The sequence below is a fragment of the Desulfuromonadaceae bacterium genome, assembly GCA_019429445.1.
In the GTDB taxonomy this organism is placed as follows: Bacteria; Desulfobacterota; Desulfuromonadia; order Desulfuromonadales; family JAHYIW01; genus JAHYIW01.
The window spans coordinates 130782-151572 of the sequence record JAHYIW010000001.1 but is presented as its reverse complement, the minus strand read 5'-3'; the positions used below and the strand labels follow the sequence as shown (position 1 = coordinate 151572).

Genomic DNA, 20791 nt, shown 5'->3' with positions numbered 1-20791 from the left:
ACAGCATGAGATTGAGCGTTGCCACCAACTTTGATCCGGAACTGGTTGAGCAGTGTCGCGATTATCCGGTGACTGAACTGTTCGGCAAGTTGCAAACCGATGCCGTGGGCGGCGGACGGGCGCCCTATCAGTTAGCCAAAGTGTCGCGCCGACAACTGGCAAAACACGTTGCCCATGCACGCCAAGCCGGTATCGCCTTCAATTATCTACTCAATTCTTCCTGTCAAGGTAACCGCGAAATCACCCGCAAAGGACAACAGGAAATTAACGAATTGCTCGACTGGATCAGCACTATCGGGGTCACGGCGGTGACCGTTGCCTCCCCCTTCATGCTCCAGTTGATCAAGGACAGGTACCCGCAGCTGAAGGTGCGAATTTCGGTTTTCGGCGGCATCGACCGGGTACGCAAAGCCCAGATGTGGGAAGAGTTGGGAGCCGACTGCATCGTTCTCGACAGCATTCTGGTTAATCGCGAGCTGGAAACCCTGGCAAAAATCCGCAAGGCGGTCAAATGCGACATTGAGCTGATGGCGAATAATAACTGCCTGACCGGATGCGCCATGTCGCCGATGCATATGAATGCTCTCGCCCACACCGGTCAGTCATGGCACGCAAACAAGGGATTTTTCATCGACTGGTGCTTTTTGAAATGCACCGAGATGAAGCTGCGCGACCCGGTGCATTATATTCGTTCGGAGTGGATTCGTCCGGAGGATCTCCCGCTCTATGAAGATCTGGGGTACGACCTGTTCAAGATTGCCGAACGCGATATTCCGACTGAAATGATGATGCGCCGGGTCAAGGCATACAGCGAACGCCGCTATGACGGTAACCTGCTCGACCTGATTCAGGCGTACGGGTTCAAGGGAATCAAAGAAGATCACCGTTATTATCGGCGCGGACTCGGCTGGCTGTTGCGTTTTGTGCTGCGTCCCGGCCTCGCCAATCCGTTCCGGATGCTGCCGTTGAAACGGCTGGCTGAACTGCGCGGCATGACCCGTCCACTGCACGGCAATCTGCCGGTATATATCGACAATCGTGCCCTGGACGGCTTCATGGAACGATTCAAAAATAACAGCTGTATCGATGTCGATTGTGAAGATTGTCGCTGGTGCCACGATTTTGCCGCCAAAGCGGTTACCATCGATGCCGCCAGGCAGGAAGCAACGCTGGCAGTCTATGACGAACTTTTTGCCTCACTGAACAGTGGCAGCATGTGGCGATATCGCAACCCGCATAAAACGGACTCGACCGACTGACGATCGACTCGATTTATCCTGAGAAAGGCCGCAACAATGTCACCACCGGAAAAATTCAATCTGAAGATCAACGACTACATCAACACCCCTGACAAGAAGCGCGAATATAACGAGCGGCATTTCAGTGAAGCGGCGCACCGCTATGACGTTGCAACCCGGATGATGTCACTGGGGCGGGATCTGGCCTGGAAAAAGCGTCTGGTCACAAAGTTGCCGCAAAGAGAAAACCCCGTTTGTCTCGATCTGGCCTGCGGCACCGGCGATGTGACCTTCATGCTGGCCAACAAATATCCACACGGCAAGATCATCGGACTCGACCTGACCGCGCCGATGCTCGATCTTGCCCGGCAACGCAACACCTTTCACCATGTCGAATTTTTGCAAGCGGACATGGCGGCCACCGGTTTGCCGGATCAATCTGTCGATATCATCACCGGCAGTTACGCGGTGCGCAACGCACCGGAATTGAGGCAGGCCTTTACCGAGATTCATCGCATCCTGCGCCCCGACGGCACCGTGATGATCCTCGATTTTTCCAAACCGGCCAATAAATTTTTTCAGCGCGCCCAGTATCAGGTGTTGCGACACTGGTGTGGCCTCTGGGGGTATCTGCTCCATCGAAACAGCGAAGTCCATGCCTATATTGCAACCAGCCTCAAACTCTTCCCCAACCGGCAGGGGTTACGTTGTTTGCTGAAGGAATGCGGGTTTGAAGTCCATTTTTCCGAACGCTATTATCTGGGAACGCTGGAACTGCTGCTGTTGCAAAAGATAAAATAGTGGTTTTCAGCGGCGACATTCGACACCGCAGAAGATGACCTGTCCCCCCACCTTCACCGGAATTTGCAAACAAAGATGACAAAATTTGTCAGGTATTTGACCCGGATCAATAACATGCTTCGGATTTTTGTTTATTCTGTGCTTAACACAACGGTAAAAAGGAGCTTTAAGACATGCATTTAAAAAATGAAATCGGCGCGCAGGCGATCAACAAAACCATCGCAGAGCATCCCGTGATCGGTGAAATTTTACAGAAATACGATATCGGCTGCGTAACCTGCGGTGTCGGAATCTGTCTGGTCAAGGATGTCGTTGCGATCCACGCTCTTGGCGAAGAGATCGAAGCGCAGATCGAAAAGGAAATCAACGACTACCTCGCTAGCAAAGAAGGAGAATAAAATGAGTCAACTTGCCTGTGGATGCCCAGGTGCCCATGTCCGTACCATCGAAAGAAACGCAACCGTGGAAGCGACCCATACAGAGAGCAGGCCTTCCGAGTTGCGCCAGTGGCCGACCCAGTTGCAGCTAATGCCGCCGCACGCCCCTTATTTGCAGAATGCACATTTGTTGATCGCTGCGGACTGTGTTCCTTTTGCCTACGCCGACTTCCACAGGGATTTCATCAAGGGGCGGGTCCTGGTCAATGCCTGTCCGAAGCTGGATGACACCAGCCCCTACGTTGAAAAGTTGGCGACAATCATCGCCCGGAACGATATTCAGTCAGTGACCGTGACGATCATGGACGTCCCCTGCTGCCGTGGCCTGGCGATATTGGCTCAGCAGGCGATTGCCCAGTCCGGCAAGGATGTACCACTCGAAGTGGCGGTGATCGGTGTTGACGGCACCAGAAAGGCGTAAACAATGAAAACCAACGTGACCCAGGTGATGGTTGACGAGCATAAACTGATCCTGCGCATGATTGCCCTGGTTGAGAAGAACACGCAATTGCTTGAACACGGCAAGTTCCGCAACTGGCAGTTTTATCTCGATGCGGTAGATTTCATCCGCAATTATGCGGACCGTTTTCACCATGCCAAGGAAGAGGATGTGCTCTTTGTTGAGTTGATCAAAAACGGCATGCCGGAAAAACAGTCTCCCATCGAGGCGATGCACATCGAACATGACCAGGGGCGTGCGCATGTTCTGGCTATTGCAGAAGCGGCGCAAAAAGCTCTCAACGGCGAGACCGGACAAGCGCCTGTTATCGCTGAAAATGCCAATGGATATGCGGCGTTGTTGCGTGGCCACATTAACAAAGAGGACGATATCCTCTATCCGCTGGCGGAACGTATTCTGCCGCAAGCAGTTCGCGACCGGATGCTGGAGGCTTATGCCCAGGCAGAAGCAAAAATTCCGCACCTGGAAGAAAAATACCTGAAGCTGGTTGAACGCTATGAACAGCAGGCTGGTGCCTGAAAAAATAAAATCTTTGAGCGGTCTATATCCAGAAGCGACGACCGCGGACTTCCATGCTTTTGCTCTCCCCGGACGTAAAGAAAAGCTTGTCTCCCCGCCCTGTGCCAATTTGCTATTTTAAAATATCAATCAGTTTAAATTGCAATTTCGTCTATATCTTCTAGGTAATCTTGATCTAAATCTCGATGATTGACCAACAATGTCGTAACGGTTCTTTCTGAAACATTAAAATAATGCGCTGCGTCTTCTCTTGCATCACCAGAAAAATCACCGTCAAGCTTTTCAATTAGCGACCCATATGGACATAAAAGCTCTGCTGCAAAAGCTCGTTGGAGTTTTTGGCGATAAGTATATGAACGTGTCGCTGGTAGCAAGCGCTCATCTAAGCAATTTGTAAGCCTGTCCCCTAATAATCGTGCTAGTTCAAAACGACGCCCTGCTTCCCATTTAGAACGGAGAACAACCTTTCCCACAGAGCCTGCTATATCATCCATGCTAAATGCAAAATCTACATTATCAGTTGCATCATTGAGCACCGTTACGGTCGTGGCGCACATTTCTGCCAGCTTATCATTGGACAACGGTCCTTGCCCAAGCCTTTCCTGCTCTCTAAGCGAAGCAGCAGCGTCAACCCCACACTTCCAAGCAGGCATGCTTGCTCTCTGAGAATGATCAAATTGCGAAAGCCTGACATAGTCACTTTGCTTAGTATCACGACCGTATGTTTTAGCTAAATTCTCAATTTGTTCAGAGGTTAAGACTCCGTGATTTTTATGCCCAGCGGCAATTTCAAAGATAGCGTCATGGCCGAGGCTAAATGCATCCAACCAAATTTGCTTAGTCCCAGTATCATCAAGCTCACCAGGTTCAACACCCAACAACGCTTCTAAGCGTCTTATCAATGCTGTATCTGGTTCCTTCCTCTCTAACAAAACCTCTTCCCAGATATTGTCAAGAGATGTATTTGTAACACCTTCTGATCGCAACTGACCCAGTATTTGTGCAATGTATTTATCAATTGCTGCTTCAAATTGACTCGTCGGAATAACAGTAACCATATCTGCCGTGAATCGAAATGGTGTAAAAACTTCCGGCTGCGTTGGCTTTGCAAGAAGGACTGTCCGCTCACGGTCTGAAAAAATTGTAATCCTGGGCCAAATATAGCCCTCCCCGATTGATGAAAGAGAGTGCGCAAAGCCCCATTCAGGAGTCAACTTTAGTGGCTTAGGTTCACTCACTAATCGCCACCAGTTCCAAGCTATCCATTGTGCAAAATGGTAACCTGAAACAAGCGGGCCATTCCGAAGACGGTTAACATAACCATCTATACCTTCGCTAAGGTACCTACTCCTATGAGCAATATTGAGCTGGCCGAAGCAGGACTTTTCAGCTTGGCTACCCTCTTCAAGCCTCTCCCAACTCATAAATATGTTTAGTTCTTCGTTCATCTCGAAGCCCATTCACTCAACACTATGCTTCGCATCAAGCTTTCATTATCATCATTCAACCGGTAACCATGGAAACCATCGATGCCAATTTTAGACTCGTATACCTCACCAAATTCATCAACACTCCAGACATATTTGGGCACACCATCTTGCCTATAAGTGCTTACCATGCCTTTTTTGATCCCAGCCTCAAAAAGCGATTGAGCCTCTTCCAATAAAATTAAACGCATATCGTCGCAAAGCGACTTGTGGGGCCGGGGGTTGATGGGCGGATGAAACCCATAATTCCCAGGATTTCGCTTGTGCAGTGCACTTCCAACATACCTTAAAGTCTCGCACAATTTCTCCTTCTGCGCTTCATTTAACTCGCCCTGAGGTGCAATTCTACGCTTAGGATTATTTGTGTGTCTTCTAGCCATGTCTGTATATAAAAAGCAACCAAGGTCAATAGTACCACGATATATCTTGACTACCCGTGTGGCCATCCTCAAACCACATTTGACCAAGTACTCTATTACATATCAAGCAGTTAGGTCAACAACTTTGACAAACGACAATTTAGTCAAACTCCCCCTAAGAGGGCCTTATGGCCGGGCTTGTCCAGCCACAGGATAAGATCGCGGCTCGTTCCTCGCGCCATCTATCCTTATTAGCGTTGTGCTACTTTTTTACTCTTCTTGCTTGAAAAGTTGGGCACATGGTGTCTCAGCTTCCTTTTCGCTTGGGTTTCACAAGCTCATCAGCGGGCTAAGCCCGGAAGGGAGGTGGCGCTCCCAAAGCACGATGACGTGGTTGATGATACGTTTTGCATATGCCATTACCTCACAAACGGCCTTCTTGACGATAAGCAAACCCTCCTTTCGAGTTGAAGATAGACGAGCGATTACTTCCGTGATTACAAACCCTTGCCAGAAGCTGGCAGGGTCAATAACTATTGAAGTTGCGGCCTCCCCTCCCCGTCCAATCAGGACGCCTGAAGCCTGGCGGTCAGTGCCGGAACAAACTCCTTCAGATCGGCGACGATCAACACGTCAGCAACCTCACCGATCGGGGCGTCTTTGTCGGTGTTGACGGCAACGACAAATTCTGACTTCTTCATCCCCGCCAGGTGCTGAATGGCCCCGGAAATACCGCAGGCCAGATAGAGCTTCGGCGTCACACTCTGCCCGGTCGAACCGACCTGGCGGTTATGCTCGGTCCATCCGGCATCGACCACTGGCCGACTGGCGGCGTATTCTCCCCCCAGGGCCTTGGCCAAAGCCGCAATCATCTCGATATTTTCCGGTTTGCCGATGCCGCGCCCGGCACTGACGATGACCTCGGCTTTGGTCAGATCGACACCGCTCAACGCGGCCGCTTCGTAACCGAGAAACTCGACCGGTCCGGTGGCAACGCTGGTGAGGCGTTCGACATCCGGCGTACCCCCTGGTGCTGCCGGGTTGAATGCCCCGGCTTGCAGGGTGACGACGGTCACGGCACTTTGCGGACGCAGCTTGCGCCGCAACTTGGAGTTGCATGCCGGTACAATATAGGCGCCGTCCGTCACCGCGACAACCTCGGAAATCTGCGCCGCCTTGAGTGCCAACGCCACCCGTGGTGCTAGATCCCAGCCGTAGGACGAATGACTGAAGACCACCACGTCCGGCTGTTCTTTGGCGACCACCTCCAGGATCAGCTGTTTGTGCGCGGTCGGGTTGAATTCACTATATTGGTCGGCAGCGGCCAGATAGAGCTTGCCGTCAAAGCTCGGCAAGAGATCGGGGTTGCCGACCAGAAACATTGTACTTTCGGCGCCAAGCTGAGCCGCGAACGCTACATTTTCGTATGTCGCTTCGAGCAGCTTGCCATCCCGATATTCACCTATCACCAGTGCTTTCATAAGCATCTCCTTTTGGACAAAGACTGCGCAATTACCCTCATCCGTTCTTTACAGGACGGTGGTCTGCGCTTTGAGAATCGCGATCAACTGATCGGCCAGATCGGGCACCGCGCCTTCGAGCACCAGCCCCCCCCTTCTTCTCGGGGAAGTAAAACTGCTCGGTGTTGAGCAGGCCTTCGACGTTCAGCAATTCGGTGACCGGAACGCTGAGCAGCTCTTTTTTTTGGCTTTCATGATGTTCGGCAGCGTCGGATAGCGCGGAGTGTTGAGTCCGAGTTGACACGTAATCAGCGCTGGAGTCGCGACCCTGACCTGCGCCCGAACGCCCCCCTCCAGCTCGCGTTTGGCGGTGATCGTAGCGTCCGCGTAAACACATTCAACGACGGTTGTCAGCGCCGCTATGCCAAGCATTTCGGCGACCAGTACGCCAACTTGCGCCGAACCGCGATCTTGCGACTGCATCCCGGTAAAGATCACATCGAACCCTTTATCTTTGGCGAACTCGGCAATCACCGCAGCGATTTCGAACGGCCCTTTTTCGAAGCTGGCGGCATCCTGAATATGCACCCCCCGATCACACCCCATCGCCAGCGCCTTCTTCATCGTCTCTTTAACCCGGTCGGGACCGATCGACAGTATGCTCAGCTCGGCCTCTTCGCCGATCTGTGTTTTCAGCTGCACGGCCTGCTCCACCGCGTATTCATCATACTCGTTCATCCGCCAGGCCAGATCGGTCTCGTCGTACCAGACCCCTGCGGCATTTACCTGGAATTTCGATTCCAAATCCGGAACTTGTTTGATACACACCAGAATTTTCATGATGAACCTCCGACTCTAGCGGGTTGAACCACAAATTTTCATCACCAGGAACGCTGACCACAGCTGTCGCGGAGAACACGGAGAGTCTTAAAACTCTCGATTTTAAATCCGCTTTGATCAGCGCCCGATTGCCTTTGACCTTAAATTTCTTCCGCCGTGATTAAAACTCAGCTGTTCAGTTGTTCCACCAAAACTTCAGCGATATCTTTCGGTGCCAGCTGCCCTTCCAGATCGGCCCCCTTGACGCCGTCTTCAAACATCGTCCAACAGAAGGAACAGTTCGAAATCAATGTGGAAGCGTTCGTTGCCGCCGCCATCTTCACCCGCGTTGCACTGATCCGGGTACCGAGTTTCTCTTCCGCCATGATCCGCCCGCCCCCGGCACCACAACAGAAGCTTTCGACCTGATTCCTGGCCATTTCAGTGACCGTGATCCCGGCCGCGCCAAGGAGCACGCGGGGTGCTGTATAAATATCATTATAGCGTCCAAGGTAACAGGAGTCGTGATAGGTGCAGTTCGACGCCGCAGCATGGCTGAACTTCAACCGCCCCTGACCGAGAAGCCGTTCCAGAAAGACGCTAAGATCGCCAACGGGGTAGCGAGTTCGGTCACCGCCATCCGCGCCCCTTCGATGACGAACCCGCTCAGCAGAATCGCGAACAACATCGTGTGCATATACAGGTCGTCAGACTTGTTTTCCAACCCTTCCGGGCGCACCAGGTAGCAACGGACAAAGAGTCCCCCGAGCATCACCATCGCGACCAGACCGGCGAGATCAAGAGTGATCGAAAAGAGCTTGTAAAAAGTCCCGCGAAGGAATTTAACGCCGAACAATGGATCGCTAAAGTCAACCTGGATCACGATCAGGCAGGTACCGATAAAGAGGAGTAAAAAGCCCCAGAAGAAGAAGGCATGGGCCACGCCCGGCCCGGTCACCCGCAACACTTGCCGCTGGAGCAGAATATCGCGAAGCGCCGCAACGATCCGCCGTTCAAACTGATCAGTTCGATCCAGTGCCTGCCCCTGACGATAGACCGTGATGCGCTTCCAGAATCCGTAACCGAGCGCCGCGAAGGCGATCAATGTCAGCAGATACATCGGCACCAGAACGCCCGCCGAGTTGCCAACATTCCAGTATATTTCGCGCGTGAATTCCATCTCGCCTCCCGTTAGCGACAGATCGCTGCGCCGATCACCAGCCGCTGAATCTCGCTGGTACCTTCGTACAATTCGGTACTTTTTGCATCGCGCATCATCCGCTCAACCGGAAAGTCGCGCGTATACCCGTAGCCGCCGAACACCTGAACCGCCTTGGTCGTCACCTGCATCGCCGTCTCCGACGCCAACAATTTGGCCATCGCCGCTTCTTTGGCAAACGCCAGCCCGGCGCTGGCCCGGTAAGCGGCCTGATGGGTTTGTCAAAACGGGTCGGTAGCGGTGCAAGACTTTACAACCGCGAGGATATCCGTCGGCTGAAGTTCGTCCTCAAACTTAAGGAGCTCGGCATCGGCCTGAAGGAAATGCAGGAACTGGCCGAAAACTTCGACACCCATAATCAGGTGTTCGATAACCAGCAGTCTCAATTCACCACCATCACCCGCAAACTTCTCGAAATTCTCGATCTGCATAGCCACAAAGTCGATGAAAAAATATCGAAACTTTCGTCGCTGCGTAAAGACATTGTCGACTACCGTGCCCGCATATCAGCCTCTTTAAAGGAGCAGAATTCATGAGCCGGTGTGCCGTTATCTTCACCCTGCCGACAACACTGCGAGCAATCTACCGCGGTAAAAAATCGATCAAAATTCTCCAGCAAGGGGTGCCCGGCAACTGATATGAACGAGTCTGCCTGCGATTCCGTACCGGTCGAGTTACGTTTTGCCGATCTTGATGCCTACGGTCATGTCAACAATGCCGTCTATTTCACGTTTCTGGAGACGGCACGAACCAAATTGTTTCACGACCGCTTCATCGAATTCATGGATCAGTCATTGCTCTTTCTGGTGGTCAAGGCCGAGTGTGAATACAAACTTCCGATCGACCTGCGGGATACCCTGATCGTGTCGCTGGAGGTGGTACGGGTGGGTAATTCGAGTTTCGATATCGACTACACGTTGCACAATGGCAGCGGCAAAACCTTCGCCCACGCCAAAACGGTGATGGTCTGTTACGACGCTCGGGCGCAAAAGCCGGTGCGTGCCCCGGCGAGTTTCAAACAACAACTCTTGTCCGCCTGTTAGTACCTGTCAAACTCACGATCATTGAGTGCGATGGTCGGCTTGCCCTTGCTCATCGCTGGCGCGCCGGTGAAGTTTCCACCATAGCCACCAGGACGTCCATCCCCCCGACTCCCGGCGACCGAGCGCTGCACCGAACCGGCATTTTGCCCCTGCAAATGAAGTTTGAAACCGGCCAGCATCTGCCGCAATTCAGCGGCCTGCCCGGAGAGTTCTTCGGCAGCGGCGGCGCTCTCTTCAGCGTTGGCGGTATTCTGCTGGGTGACCTGATCGATCTGCCCCAGCCCCAGAGAAATTTGCGCGATCCCCTGCGCCTGCTCGTTGCTGGCGGCGGCGATTTCGGCAACCAGATCGGTGACCTTGAGCACTCGTCGCAGGATTTCTTCCAGCGCATCCGCGGTCTGCTCGGCAATTTCAGTCCCATTGGCGGTTTTTGCCACCGACCCTTCAATTAAATCAGCCGTTTCGCGAGCGGCGGCGGCACTGCGCGCGGCAAGATTACGCACCTCTTCGGCAACAACGGCAAATCCTTTGCCATGTTGCCCGGCGCGGGCAGCTTCAACGGCGGCGTTAAGCGCCAGCAGGTTGGTCTGAAAGGCAATTTCGTCAATAGTTTTGATGATCCGGGAGATATTCTGTCCCGATTGATTGATTTCGTTCATGGCCACGACCATCTGCTTCATTTGGGCATTGCCCCGTTCGGCGGCATTTTTTGTATCACTTGACAGCGTACTCGCCTGTGCGGCATTTTCAGCACTCTGCCTGGTTTGACTGCTCATTTCGGTCATCGAACTGCTGACTTCTTCAAGGGAACTTGCCTGCTCAGCAGCCCCTTGCGAGAGGGCCTGACTGCCGTCGGCAATCTGTTCACTCCCCGAGACGATCTGCTCTGCGGCATAATTGATTTGTCTCATCAACTGATTCAGCGCAGCATTGGCCTGAGCCAGCGGTTCCTTGATGACGCCTTGCGCGTTGAAGGTAAAGTCCCCCGCTGCCAAAGCTTTGAATGCCGCCAGCACTTCATCGCGCATATTGTCAGCAAAACCGTTGATGGCGACGGCAAGCGCACCGATTTCATCGCGCCGTTGCAGCTCCAGCCGCTTGCCCAAATCACCTTGTCCCAACGCGGTCATCATGACCACAACGTCATTCATCGGGCGCGTCAAACTGCGGGAAAACAGCACCGTGCAAACAATTGCAATACCAATCGCCACCCCCAGCAACCCCAGAGCCAGACGCAATGTTTTGGCAAGCTCGGCTTCGATATCGTCAAGATAAAGCCCGGCACCGACAATCCACCCCCACTGCGGATAGAGTTTGACAAATGATATCTTGTTACTCGCCTTCTGTTGCCCCGGTTTATTCCACACATAGTCGACAAACCCTTCGCCATGCTGCCGGGCAACCGAACTCATCTCCACAAACAAGCGTTTGCCGTTTGGATCGGCATAGTCTTGCAGACTCTGGCCAACCAGTTTTTTACTATAGGGGTGCATCAACATGGTGGGCGAGAGGTCATTGATCCAGAAGTAATTCTCCCCGTCAAAACGCAACACGTTGAGTGCTGCCAGCGCCTGCTGTTGTGCCTCTGCTTCTGACAGCACTCCGCTGGCGGAAATTTCTGAATAATAAGCAACCACCCCCCACGCAGTTTCGACAACGTGCTTGACTTCATCCTTTTTTGCCGACAACAAATTCTGTTCTTCATTTAAATAAAACCAGCCAAAAAAGACGACAAAGATCGTCACCAGGGCAAAGCACAGAACAAAAATTTTGGAGCTTAATTTCAGATTCTTCATTCATTCCTCCGATTAACTAAAATCACATTTGACCCTCTAATCATTTCTACCCGCCTATATGTACATTCTCGATTCTCGCAACAAACTGATTACAGCGATACAAATACAATCACAGAACATGCCAATGTTTTATATTCAACAAAACCTGAATATGATGAGAAAAAAAGCGCAAAAGCTCACTTTTTCATCAACAACGTCACAAAAAGCACCTTTTGCCTTGATCAGCAGAGTGTGTCATTGTCACAAAAGTGTACCATTAGGTGTGTCAGAGAGGGTCCTTGGAAGATCCGCAAGGCTTATTGAAAAAGGCTTTCCACCTTATCGCAGCCAGCTGGTCCGAACATCGGCACCAGCTCTCGGGCAGGGGAGGAACAGAGCAAAGACATGCGCGGCGGGGAGACTCTTGAAATACGCAATTTCCCATATTTCCAGGGGCTCCCCGCCTGCAAACGCGTGGCTGGTGTCAAGCGGAGTGCTTCTTCGCCACCTCGGCGACGTGGCGCCCCTGGAAACGGGCAATTTTCAATTCATTTTCCGTCGGCTGACGACTTCCGTCGGCAGCGGCAAGGGTACTCGCCCCATAGGGTGTTCCGCCGCTGATTTCGCTCATATTCACAAGCTCCTGGCAGGAGTAGGGAACCCCGACAATGATCATGCCGTGATGCAACAAGGTGGTATGAAATGAGGTGATGGTGGTTTCCTGGCCACCGTGCTGCGTGGCCGTGGAGATGAACACACTCCCTACCTTGCCGATCAGCTTTCCGCCAGCCCACAACGGGCCGGTCTGATCAAGAAAGTTACGCATCTGCGCACACATGTTGCCAAAACGTGTCGGCGTGCCAAAAATAATGGCATCATAGTTCGGCAGTTCGTCCACGGTCGCGAGCGGGGCGACCTGATCAAGCTTCGCCCCGGCCTTGCGTGCCACCTCTGCCGACATGAGATCGGGCACCCGCTTGACGGTAACCTCAACCCCCTCGACGCAACGTGCGCCAGCAGCGATCTCTTGTGCCATGGTCTCAATGTGACCATACATGCTGTAGTATAGAACAAGAATTTTTGTCATCTGATCTCTCCTGTCTTTAGCGTGACTGCGAACCAACCCCGGCCCTTGATTCGGAGCGTAACACAGAGTTTGTCGAGTGCAACCCGTCTGGTGAATTGATTTGCGGGAAATGCCATATTCAGGTGGCGGGCGGGGAAACTCGGCAGAGGTTGAGGGTGGGGCTTGGGCATCCATTTCTTTTTTGTGACAAAAAACGTGCTAAACTTGATGCACTCGCAAAAATTTACGATCAAACCCTTAAGGGCAAATCAGGTACCATGCATATTTTCCGACTGATCATCTTCATGTTTCTGACTGCGGTGCTGAGCGGATGCACCCCGGCACTCCCCGACACTCCCTACCCGGCAAGTGACACTTATCGCGTGCCGACCGCTATCCGCTTTAATCTGGCACGGCGAAATTTTTTCCTCCACGTGCCGCCGGGAATCGCCCCGGACGAACCGTTGCCGTTGGTGGTGGTATTGCACGGGGCGTTCAGCACCGCGCTGCAAACCGAAGCGGAAACCGGATTCAGCGCACTGGCTGATCGGGAGAATTTTTTCGTCGCCTACCCGGAGGGGATCGGTCTCTTCGGATTATTGCACCACTGGAATGCCGGGCACTGCTGCGGCAAAGCCGCCGCCGACAAGATCGATGACGTTGGCTATCTCGCCGCAGTGATTGCCGTCGTCAACGGTCGCGTGTCCGTTGATCAGCGCCGCATCTATCTGGTCGGGATGTCGAATGGCGGGATGATGACCTATCGTTATGCCACTGAGCGCGGCTATGAACTGGCGGCAATTGCGGTGGTGTCCGCGACGATCGGCAGCAGCAGCGGGGAAGAACCTCCTGCATGGACGATCCCGCCGCCGATTCAGCCATTGCCGGTAATCGCCTTTCACGGTACAAGCGATGAACATATTCCGCCAGCGGGCGGCCCCAGCCCGCTCAACGGAGGGAGGCGTTCTTATCGCCCGGTCGCCGAGGCGATGGAGTATTGGCGGACAGCGGACGGCTGTGAACAGCCACCGCAGATTAAAGATGAAGCCAGCGGTGCGCTAACAGGGTTCATTTGGGACACCTGCCGCGACGGGCAACGGGTTGAATATTATCGGCTCAAGGATTGGGGGCACCGCTGGCCAGCACCGTACTTTACCGCCGGACTGACCGATGACGACGGGTTGAAAAACTTCGATGCAACGGAATGCATCTGGCGTTTCCTGCGTGATTTTCGTCGTTAGGCTCAAGCCTCAAGGAGCCTGTCCGAGAATAAGGGCCGAAGCGAAAATCCAGAGGAGATAGCCGATGATCAGACTGGGGGTGTTGCGAAAAAGATCCATGACGTTTGTTCCCTTCAAACGCTAATCAGTCCGCCGCCAACCCCGCCGCCAGATCTTCCCAGAGATCTTCGACATCCTCGATCCCGGCGGAGATGCGCAACAATCCCGGCCCGATACCGAGGCGGGTTTTAAGCTCGGCGGGCATCGCCGCGTGCGACATCGACCAGCAGTGGGTGAGGATCGTTTCAACGCCACCGAGGCTCGGGGCGATGATCGGCAACTTGACCCGTGCCAGCAACGGCTTGACGCAGGTGGCGTCGCGCAGTTCGAAAGAGAGCACCGCCCCCGCGCCGCAGGCCTGGGAGAGGTGCCGCTCGCGGCCGGGAAAATCGGCCAACCCCGGATAGTAGACGCGGCTGACCGCCGGATGTTCCGCCAGCCGTGCGGCGAGGACATCGGCGTTGTGCTGCCCCGCCTCCAGGCGCAATTTGAGGGTCTTGATGCCACGCGCCAGCAAAAAACAATCGAAGGGGCCGAGAACGGCGCCGAAAGAATTCTGGAAGGTTTTCAGCTGTCGCGCCAGCCCTTCGTCGGCGGTGGTCACCAGCCCGGCGAGCAGATCGCTGTGGCCGCCGAGAAACTTGGTCGCACTGTGAATCGCCACATCGATACCGAGATCGAGGGTGCGTTGCAGCAGCGGGGTCATGAAGGTATTGTCAAGGAAGGTCAGCAGCTTACGCTCACGCGCCAGCGCCGCCACCGCGCGCAGGTCGGTGATATTGAAGAGCGGGTTCGACGGCGTCTCCAGAAAAATGCCGCGGGTGTTGGAGCGCAGCGCCGCCTTGATCTGGGCCAGTTCGGCCGTGTTGACAAAGGTCACCTCGATCCCCTGGGTCGGCAGGATCTGGGTCAGGTAGCGGTAGGAGCCGCCGTAAAGATCCTCGGGGGCGATCAGATGATCACCCGCCTTGAGCAACGACAGGGCGCTGCCGATCGCCGCCATTCCTGAGGCGCAGGCAAAACCGCGCACCCCGCCTTCGAGCAGGGCGATCGCCTCTTCGACCTGATCACGGCTCGGGTTGCCGCAGCGCGAATAATCGTATTCGCCCGGCACACCATCGGTATGATGGTAGGTCGACGCCTGATAGATCGGAATTGCTGACGCACCGGTGGCCGGGTCTCGGTCGCGCCCCTGATGGACGAGGAGGGTGGCGGCGGCGTATTTTTTTGTCGTCATGGTTTGTTTGTCCTTTATATTCTCACCACGCAGAGCACGAAGCTCACGAAGTTTTTTGACCGCAGATTATGCGGCTGGTGTGAACGCTATTTCAGTCACAAAGTCGGTTTTGATCTTGTTGTCAAGGTTCGCTTCGTGCTCTTCGTGTCCTCTGTGGTGAATAAATAATTTCAGTCTCTAAGGGCCTGCTCCAGATCGGCAATGATATCCTCAACTGTCTCGATCCCCACCGACAGCCGCAGCAGCGCGGCACAGATGCCGAGACGCTGGCGCTCCGGCTCCGGAATATCGCCGTGGGTCTGTTCCGCCGGCAACGTCATCAGCGATTCGACTCCGCCGAGACTTTCAGCGAAGGAAATCAACTGTAGCCGTTTCAGCAGCCGGTGGGCGGTGGCCTGATCAGTCACCCGAAAGGAGAGCATACCACCAAAACCGTCGGCTTGCGACCGTTGCAAGGCGTGGCCGGGATGGGTTGGCAGGCCGGGATAGTAGACCGCCGTGACCTTGGGATGTCGCAGCAGCCACTCGGCCACTTTTTGCGCGCTGGCGCACTGGCGTTCGAGACGCAGGTTGAGGGTTTTGAGGCTGCGAATCAGCAGCCAGCAGTCCTGCGGGGAGAGGATCGCGCCGGTGGAGTTCTGCAAAAAGTAGAGCCGCTCCCCCAGAGCTGGATCTTTGGCGACCAGCGCCCCGGCACAGAGATCGTTGTGTCCGGCGAGATATTTGGTCGCCGAGTGGACGACGATGTCGGCACCGAGTTCCAGGGGGCGTTGCAGCACCGGCGTCAAGAAGGTGTTGTCGACCACCAGCAGCAGCTGGTGTTGACGACAGAGCGCCGCCAGCCCGCGCAGATCGGCGATGCCGAGGAGCGGATTGCCGGGGGTTTCGATCAGCATCGCGCGGGTGGCGGGTCTGATCGCCGCCGCCACCTGCTCCAGATCGCGGCTGTCGACGTAGCTGGCACTCAGGCCAAAGTCGGCAAAGATCTGCTCCAGCACCCGGTAGGTGCCGCCGTAGAGATCCTCGGAGACGATCAGATGGTCGCCTTTGGCAAAATGCAGAAAGAGGGTGGTCAGTGCCGCCATGCCGGAAGAAAACGCCAGTCCGCGACTGCCCCCTTCCAGTTCCGCCAACCCCGCTTCGAGAATATCCCGCGTCGGATTGCCGGAACGGGTGTAATCGTAACCGGTTGATTCGCCGACGCCGGGGTGCCGAAAGGTTGCGCTGGGGTGGATCGGCACGCTGATCGCGCCGGTACGCTCGTCCCGTCCGACCCCAAGCTGGACCAGGCGACTCTCCGCCGTTAATGCCTGTTTTGCCATCATCGTTCTCCTTTTCTTCGCGGTTGTTTCCGGCAAGAATACAAAAAGCCCCTTCTCGGGATGCGAGAAAGGGCTTCGTGGAGGGATGGCTAGCCATATCGCGAAGCGCCATCCTCATCTTTTCCTCGCTGAAATTTAACCGCGAGGCAGGAATTAGCACCTGACATTCGCTACTGCGAATCGGTTGCTGTGGTGTCATCGGGCCTGTCCCTTAACCACTCTTGATAAAGACGCGTACTTGCCGGTCTATTAAGTTTTAGTTGTTGACTAATAAAATAAAGAAATATTCTCAGACTGTCAACATGTTTTTGTAAACTTTGACATAGGATACAAACACCGTGCGCAGCTCCTATTGCAGAGAAAAATTCTCCGCAAGCTGTGCGTTGAAGGCAACGAGCTGTTTGTTATTCAATTTCAACCGGTGTTGCGCAATCCTGCGGCGATTCCGCTGACGGTGGTCGCCAGCACATAATCAAGTTCATCCGACCCTTCCCCACGGTATTTGCGTTGCATCAGCTCAATCTGAATCAGACTCATCGGGTCAACATAGGGATTACGCAACCGCAGCGACAACGCCAGATCGGGATTGGTTGCCAACAATTCCTGCTGTCCGGTGACCGCCAAAATCATGCGTTTGGTACGCAAATACTCCTTGGTCAAAAGAGTGAAAACGCGCTCACGCAGGGCTTGGTCATCGATCAGAGCGGCATAACGCTGTGCCAGGGGAAGATCGACTTTGGCCAACGCCATTTCAACATTGCGCACCATGTCGAAAAAAAACGGGAACTGTTTCATCATGCTGCGCAACAGCTCAATGTTGTGCTCGTCGGCAGCAACAAACTCCTGAAACGCCGTCCCGACACCAAACCAGGCCGGGACCAGCAGACGGCTCTGGATCCAGCCAAACCCCCAGGGAATGGCACGCAGGTCGTCAAGTGAATCCCCTTGTTTACGTTTTGCTGGTCGGGAACCGATCTTGGCCAATTCAAATTCACGCACCGGTGTTGCCTGCTCAAAATAAACCGGAATATCGGGATTGTCATAAATATGTTCGCGGTAAAAGGCAAAGGCGCGCTGCGACATCAGCTCCAGAGCATCTTCCCAAAGCGGATCGACAGTCTTCTCAACCAACCCGCAACAGGTCAGCGCTTCGAGCGCCGCCGCAACCATCAATTCGAGGTTGCGCAGCGACAAATCCTCGTCAGCATACTTGAAGTTGATCACTTCGCCCTGTTCGGTGAGCTTGAACGCACCGCCGAACGCACCGGGAGGTTGGGCGATGATCGCGCGATGGGTCGGCCCGCCACCGCGTCCAACCGTACCGCCACGACCATGAAAAAGACGCAGCTTGACGTTGCAGTCCGCCGCCACTTCGTGCAAGGCACGGTGAGTCTTGTAAATCTCCCAGGAGCTGGTCAGCATCCCCCCGTCCTTGTTTGAATCGGAATAGCCAAGCATGATTTCCTGCCAGCGCCCCCAGCTGTCGAGATAGGGTGCATAGTCAGGGTTCTGCCACAAACGACGGCAAATGTCCGGGGCGTTGCGCAAATCCTCGATCGATTCGAAAAGCGGCACCGGCATCAAACCGGGATCGTTGCGCTCGGCATGCGCCTGCGGCTCAATCCCGCACAATTCCATCAGCCAGATCAACGAAAGGATATCCTGGCAACCTGTCGCGCCGCTGATGACGTAACTTTTGACGATCTCAGCCGGATATTCCTTTTTCAGGTCGGCGACACTGCGTAACGTTTCCAGCAGTTCGATCGTTTGTTGCGACGGTGCTGCAACCAGCTGTTCGCTCTGCCCTGCCGCCAGCTCGGTTATCGCCAGGGAGTGAACCTTGGCGTGCTGACGCAGATCGAGCGTATGCAAATGAAATCCGCAGGTCGCCACCAGACGCTGCAACGGAGCGATATAGCTATTCGCCAGACGCTCTCCCGCCTGGCGCCGCAGGGCTCCTTGCAAAACATCAAGATCAGCAAGAAATGCCGCAGCGTCAGGATAAGCTTCTGCATCAGCACGGTTGTCAAGCGCACGCCCCAGGCGGAAGCGCATGAAACCGACCAGGCGACGACACAGCTCCCCGTGGGGCAGGACGTCGACTTCAAGTGCCGCGTTGGGGTAGTTTTTGACCAATTGATCAAGGTGAGAGCTGAGCCGGGAATCGATCCCGGTCATGGCGGTCGAGGTGGTGATTATGCGCCGCAACTGTTCGAGCTGTTCGAAATAAAGGGTGAGGATCAGTTCACGGGAACGGAGGAGTGCAATCCGGGTTGCTTCAGGGGTAACAAACGGGTTGCCGTCCCGGTCTCCACCGATCCATGAACCGAAACGCACGACTGTCGGTAACGCATCGAGGGGGATCTCTGTCGCGTAAACGTCACGGAAATCAGCAGCAATACCAGCGTAAAGTTTGGCGAGCGGCGGCAATAACGAGGTGCGATAAAGATCGAGGCCCATGGCAATTTCATCTTCGACCTTCGGTTTGTTGCGGCGCACTTCGTCGGATTGCCACAGCGCGGTAATTTCCGCCAGAATGGCATCCTGCAACGCGTCAACTTCAGCATCGGCAAGGGGCAAATGATCAAACCGCTCAAGCAAGCGCGCAATACGCTGCCGCTTGAAGCGCATCACCCGCCGTGCTACCTCGGTCGGATGGGCGGTGAAAACCGGCACCACTTCAACCTGCCGCAGCCATTCAAGGGCCTGCTGCGACGAGATACCGGCATTCTTTATCCGCCGCAGGGTAGCGCGCAGTAATCCCGGTTTTTCGTGCTGATTGGCGAGCAGGGCCGCCCGGTTGCGGCGCCGCCGGTGGTTGGCTTCGGCCAGATTGACCAGCTCAAAAAATGCGGCAAACGCCTTGACGATCCGATACGCCTGGTCAAGCGACATGTTGCCGATCAGGGCACTCATTTCATTAAGCAGTTCCCGACCAGCCCCATGATCACGTGCCTCGTCAGCGCGGGAGCTGTTTTCCTGTTCGCGGTGGCGAAGGGCCAAGTGCCGCAGTTCTTCTTCTGCCGCATAAACATCCTCCCCCGCCTGCTCACGGATAACCGTACCGAGGAGGCGGCCTAGAGAACGAACGTCACGCCGTAACGGCAACTCCTTGTTATCCCGATCCGCGCAACCAAGTTCAGCCAACCGCTCCGCTTGCTGTTCGACATGCCATAAACGTTCGCGCTCTTCCATGCTCACTCCTCATGGCCGGGGATGGTGACATCTGAAAATCGCTTGAAACTGAAGCACTTTCCGCCAAAAACTGCGCCGAACGTACGCGCCGACATTTACTGCATCAAGGCTCAGGCAAGATCCTCAAACAGCACGCTCGACAGGTACCGCTCGCCAGAATCGGGGAGGATCACGACGATCGTTTTGCCGGAAAATTCCGGTTGTTTTGCGAGGCGGGCCGCCACTGCGGTTGCCGCTCCACAGGAAATTCCGGAAAGCAGCCCTTCTTCTTTCGCCAGTCTGCGGGCAAAAGTGAGGGATTCCTCACTGCTGACCTGCTCGACACGATCAACGACCGACAGATCAAGGGTCTCGGGAATAAATCCGGCACCAATCCCCTGAATCTTGTGCGGTCCCGGCGTAAGCGGATCCCCGGCCAGATGCTGGGTGATCACCGGGCTTTCGCTCGGCTCAACCGCAACCGACAAAATTGATTTCCCCCGCGTGTGCTTGATGTAACGCGAGATACCGGTGATGGTACCGCCGGTACCGACACCGGAAATCAGCACGTCAATGTTACCCTCCGTATCGGTCCAGATTTCCGGCCCCGTGGTCTGCTCGTGAATCAACGGATTCGCCGGATTTTTAAATTGATGCAACAGCAGGTAACGTTCGGGTTCGCTCTGCGCAAGTTCCTCAGCGGCGGCTATCGCCCCCCCCATCCCCTTGGCTCCGGGGGTCAAAATCAGCTTGGCCCCGAAGGCCTGAAGAACCTTGCGCCGTTCAAGACTCATCGTTTCGGGCATCGTCAGAGTGATCGGGATACCGCGGGCGGCGGCGACGAATGCCAGCGCGATCCCGGTGTTGCCGCTGGTCGGCTCAACAATCTCCCGGCCAGAACCGAGCAGCCCTTTTTCCTCGGCATCCCTGATCATCGCGGCACCTATCCGGCACTTGACGGAATAAGCGGGGTTACGCCCTTCAACTTTACCGAGGACCACCGCTCCGCCGGGGGTAATGCGGTTCAGTTTGATCAGCGGGGTGCGGCCAATCGAGAGTGAATTATCACTGAATATCTGACTCATGTCGATCTCC

The 20791-nt window shown here is 54.7% G+C and carries 20 protein-coding genes, 1 pseudogene and 1 riboswitch; of the genes and pseudogenes, 8 read left to right on the top strand and 13 right to left on the bottom strand.

All coding sequences use genetic code 11. The annotated features are described in order from the left end of the window. The first annotated feature begins 5 nt into the window (after positions 1-5). From K0A93_00710 to K0A93_00690, 5 genes are all read left to right on the top strand, one after another. A complete protein-coding gene (locus K0A93_00710; protein MBW6510621.1) occupies positions 6-1259 on the top strand; it encodes a U32 family peptidase in 1254 nt (417 codons plus the stop codon). A 36-nt stretch (positions 1260-1295) separates the two neighbouring features. Continuing rightward, positions 1296-2039, top strand: coding sequence for a ubiquinone/menaquinone biosynthesis methyltransferase (locus K0A93_00705; protein MBW6510620.1), 744 nt, complete (start codon positions 1296-1298; stop codon positions 2037-2039). Between the two features lie 173 nt (positions 2040-2212). Then, complete coding sequence (locus K0A93_00700) at positions 2213-2437, top strand: hypothetical protein (protein MBW6510619.1); 225 nt, start codon at positions 2213-2215, stop codon at positions 2435-2437. Between the two features lies 1 nt (position 2438). After that, complete coding sequence (locus tag K0A93_00695; GenBank protein MBW6510618.1) at positions 2439-2897, top strand: iron-sulfur cluster-binding oxidoreductase; 459 nt, start codon at positions 2439-2441, stop codon at positions 2895-2897. 3 nt (positions 2898-2900) lie between these two features. Further along, on the top strand, positions 2901-3455 hold the full coding sequence (locus K0A93_00690) for a hemerythrin domain-containing protein (protein MBW6510617.1): 555 nt from the start codon (positions 2901-2903) through the stop codon (positions 3453-3455). A 134-nt stretch (positions 3456-3589) separates the two neighbouring features. Here the strand turns inward: K0A93_00690 and K0A93_00685 are convergent, their stop codons facing one another. The 7 genes and pseudogenes from K0A93_00685 to K0A93_00655 all read right to left on the bottom strand — a co-directional run bounded on the left by K0A93_00685 (position 3590) and on the right by K0A93_00655 (position 8984). Then, entirely contained in the window at positions 3590-4903 is a 1314-nt protein-coding gene (locus K0A93_00685) for a hypothetical protein (protein ID MBW6510616.1), read from the bottom strand. Beyond that, positions 4900-5388 carry a hypothetical protein gene (locus K0A93_00680; GenBank protein MBW6510615.1) on the bottom strand — a complete coding sequence of 163 codons (489 nt, stop codon included), beginning with the start codon at positions 5386-5388 and terminating at the stop codon, positions 4900-4902. Before K0A93_00680 ends, K0A93_00685 begins: the two co-directional genes overlap by 4 nt. 479 nt (positions 5389-5867) lie before the next feature. Further along, on the bottom strand, positions 5868-6782 hold the full coding sequence (locus K0A93_00675) for an electron transfer flavoprotein subunit alpha/FixB family protein (GenBank protein MBW6510614.1): 915 nt from the start codon (positions 6780-6782) through the stop codon (positions 5868-5870). 48 nt (positions 6783-6830) lie between these two features. Then, positions 6831-7601: pseudogene (locus tag K0A93_00670) on the bottom strand (electron transfer flavoprotein subunit beta/FixA family protein). A gap of 167 nt (positions 7602-7768) precedes the next feature. Continuing rightward, positions 7769-8173: a (Fe-S)-binding protein gene (locus tag K0A93_00665; protein MBW6510613.1), complete on the bottom strand. Its 405-nt coding sequence runs from the start codon at positions 8171-8173 to the stop codon at positions 7769-7771. Continuing rightward, a complete protein-coding gene (locus tag K0A93_00660) occupies positions 8143-8760 on the bottom strand; it encodes a hypothetical protein (GenBank protein MBW6510612.1) in 618 nt (205 codons plus the stop codon). The genes K0A93_00665 and K0A93_00660 overlap by 31 nt, the downstream gene beginning before the upstream one ends. Before the next feature lie 11 nt (positions 8761-8771). Continuing rightward, entirely contained in the window at positions 8772-8984 is a 213-nt protein-coding gene (locus tag K0A93_00655; GenBank protein MBW6510611.1) for a hypothetical protein, read from the bottom strand. A 27-nt stretch (positions 8985-9011) separates the two neighbouring features. On the opposite strand from K0A93_00655, the gene K0A93_00650 reads away from it, so the two are divergent. Continuing rightward, positions 9012-9335: a MerR family transcriptional regulator gene (locus K0A93_00650; protein ID MBW6510610.1), complete on the top strand. Its 324-nt coding sequence runs from the start codon at positions 9012-9014 to the stop codon at positions 9333-9335. Between the two features lie 102 nt (positions 9336-9437). Then, entirely contained in the window at positions 9438-9842 is a 405-nt protein-coding gene (locus K0A93_00645; GenBank protein ID MBW6510609.1) for an acyl-CoA thioesterase, read from the top strand. Here K0A93_00645 and K0A93_00640 read toward each other — a convergent pair. Both K0A93_00640 and wrbA read right to left on the bottom strand, forming a co-directional pair. Further along, on the bottom strand, positions 9839-11638 hold the full coding sequence (locus K0A93_00640; GenBank protein ID MBW6510608.1) for a cache domain-containing protein: 1800 nt from the start codon (positions 11636-11638) through the stop codon (positions 9839-9841). The two genes, K0A93_00645 and K0A93_00640, sit on opposite strands and share 4 nt — an antisense overlap. 463 nt (positions 11639-12101) lie before the next feature. Then, positions 12102-12704: an NAD(P)H:quinone oxidoreductase gene (gene wrbA / locus K0A93_00635; GenBank protein MBW6510607.1), complete on the bottom strand. Its 603-nt coding sequence runs from the start codon at positions 12702-12704 to the stop codon at positions 12102-12104. Between the two features lie 257 nt (positions 12705-12961). Here wrbA and K0A93_00630 point away from each other — a divergent pair, with 257 nt between their 5' ends. Beyond that, positions 12962-13924 (top strand): hypothetical protein, encoded by a 963-nt coding sequence (locus K0A93_00630; GenBank protein ID MBW6510606.1) that lies wholly within the window; start codon positions 12962-12964, stop codon positions 13922-13924. Positions 13925-14048: 124 nt separating this feature from the next. On the opposite strand, the gene K0A93_00625 is transcribed toward K0A93_00630, so the two are convergent. From K0A93_00625 to cysK, 4 genes are all read right to left on the bottom strand, one after another. Next, on the bottom strand, positions 14049-15200 hold the full coding sequence (locus tag K0A93_00625; protein MBW6510605.1) for a PLP-dependent aspartate aminotransferase family protein: 1152 nt from the start codon (positions 15198-15200) through the stop codon (positions 14049-14051). Between the two features lie 170 nt (positions 15201-15370). Continuing rightward, complete coding sequence (locus tag K0A93_00620) at positions 15371-16525, bottom strand: PLP-dependent aspartate aminotransferase family protein (GenBank protein MBW6510604.1); 1155 nt, start codon at positions 16523-16525, stop codon at positions 15371-15373. 108 nt (positions 16526-16633) lie between these two features. Then, a riboswitch (SAM riboswitch) is annotated at positions 16634-16753 on the bottom strand. A gap of 183 nt (positions 16754-16936) precedes the next feature. Continuing rightward, positions 16937-19717, bottom strand: a complete 2781-nt coding sequence (locus tag K0A93_00615) for a phosphoenolpyruvate carboxylase (GenBank protein ID MBW6510603.1) — start codon at positions 19715-19717, stop codon at positions 16937-16939. 110 nt (positions 19718-19827) lie between these two features. Next, positions 19828-20781 carry a cysteine synthase A gene (gene cysK, locus K0A93_00610; protein MBW6510602.1) on the bottom strand — a complete coding sequence of 318 codons (954 nt, stop codon included), beginning with the start codon at positions 20779-20781 and terminating at the stop codon, positions 19828-19830. Positions 20782-20791 lie beyond the last annotated feature (10 nt).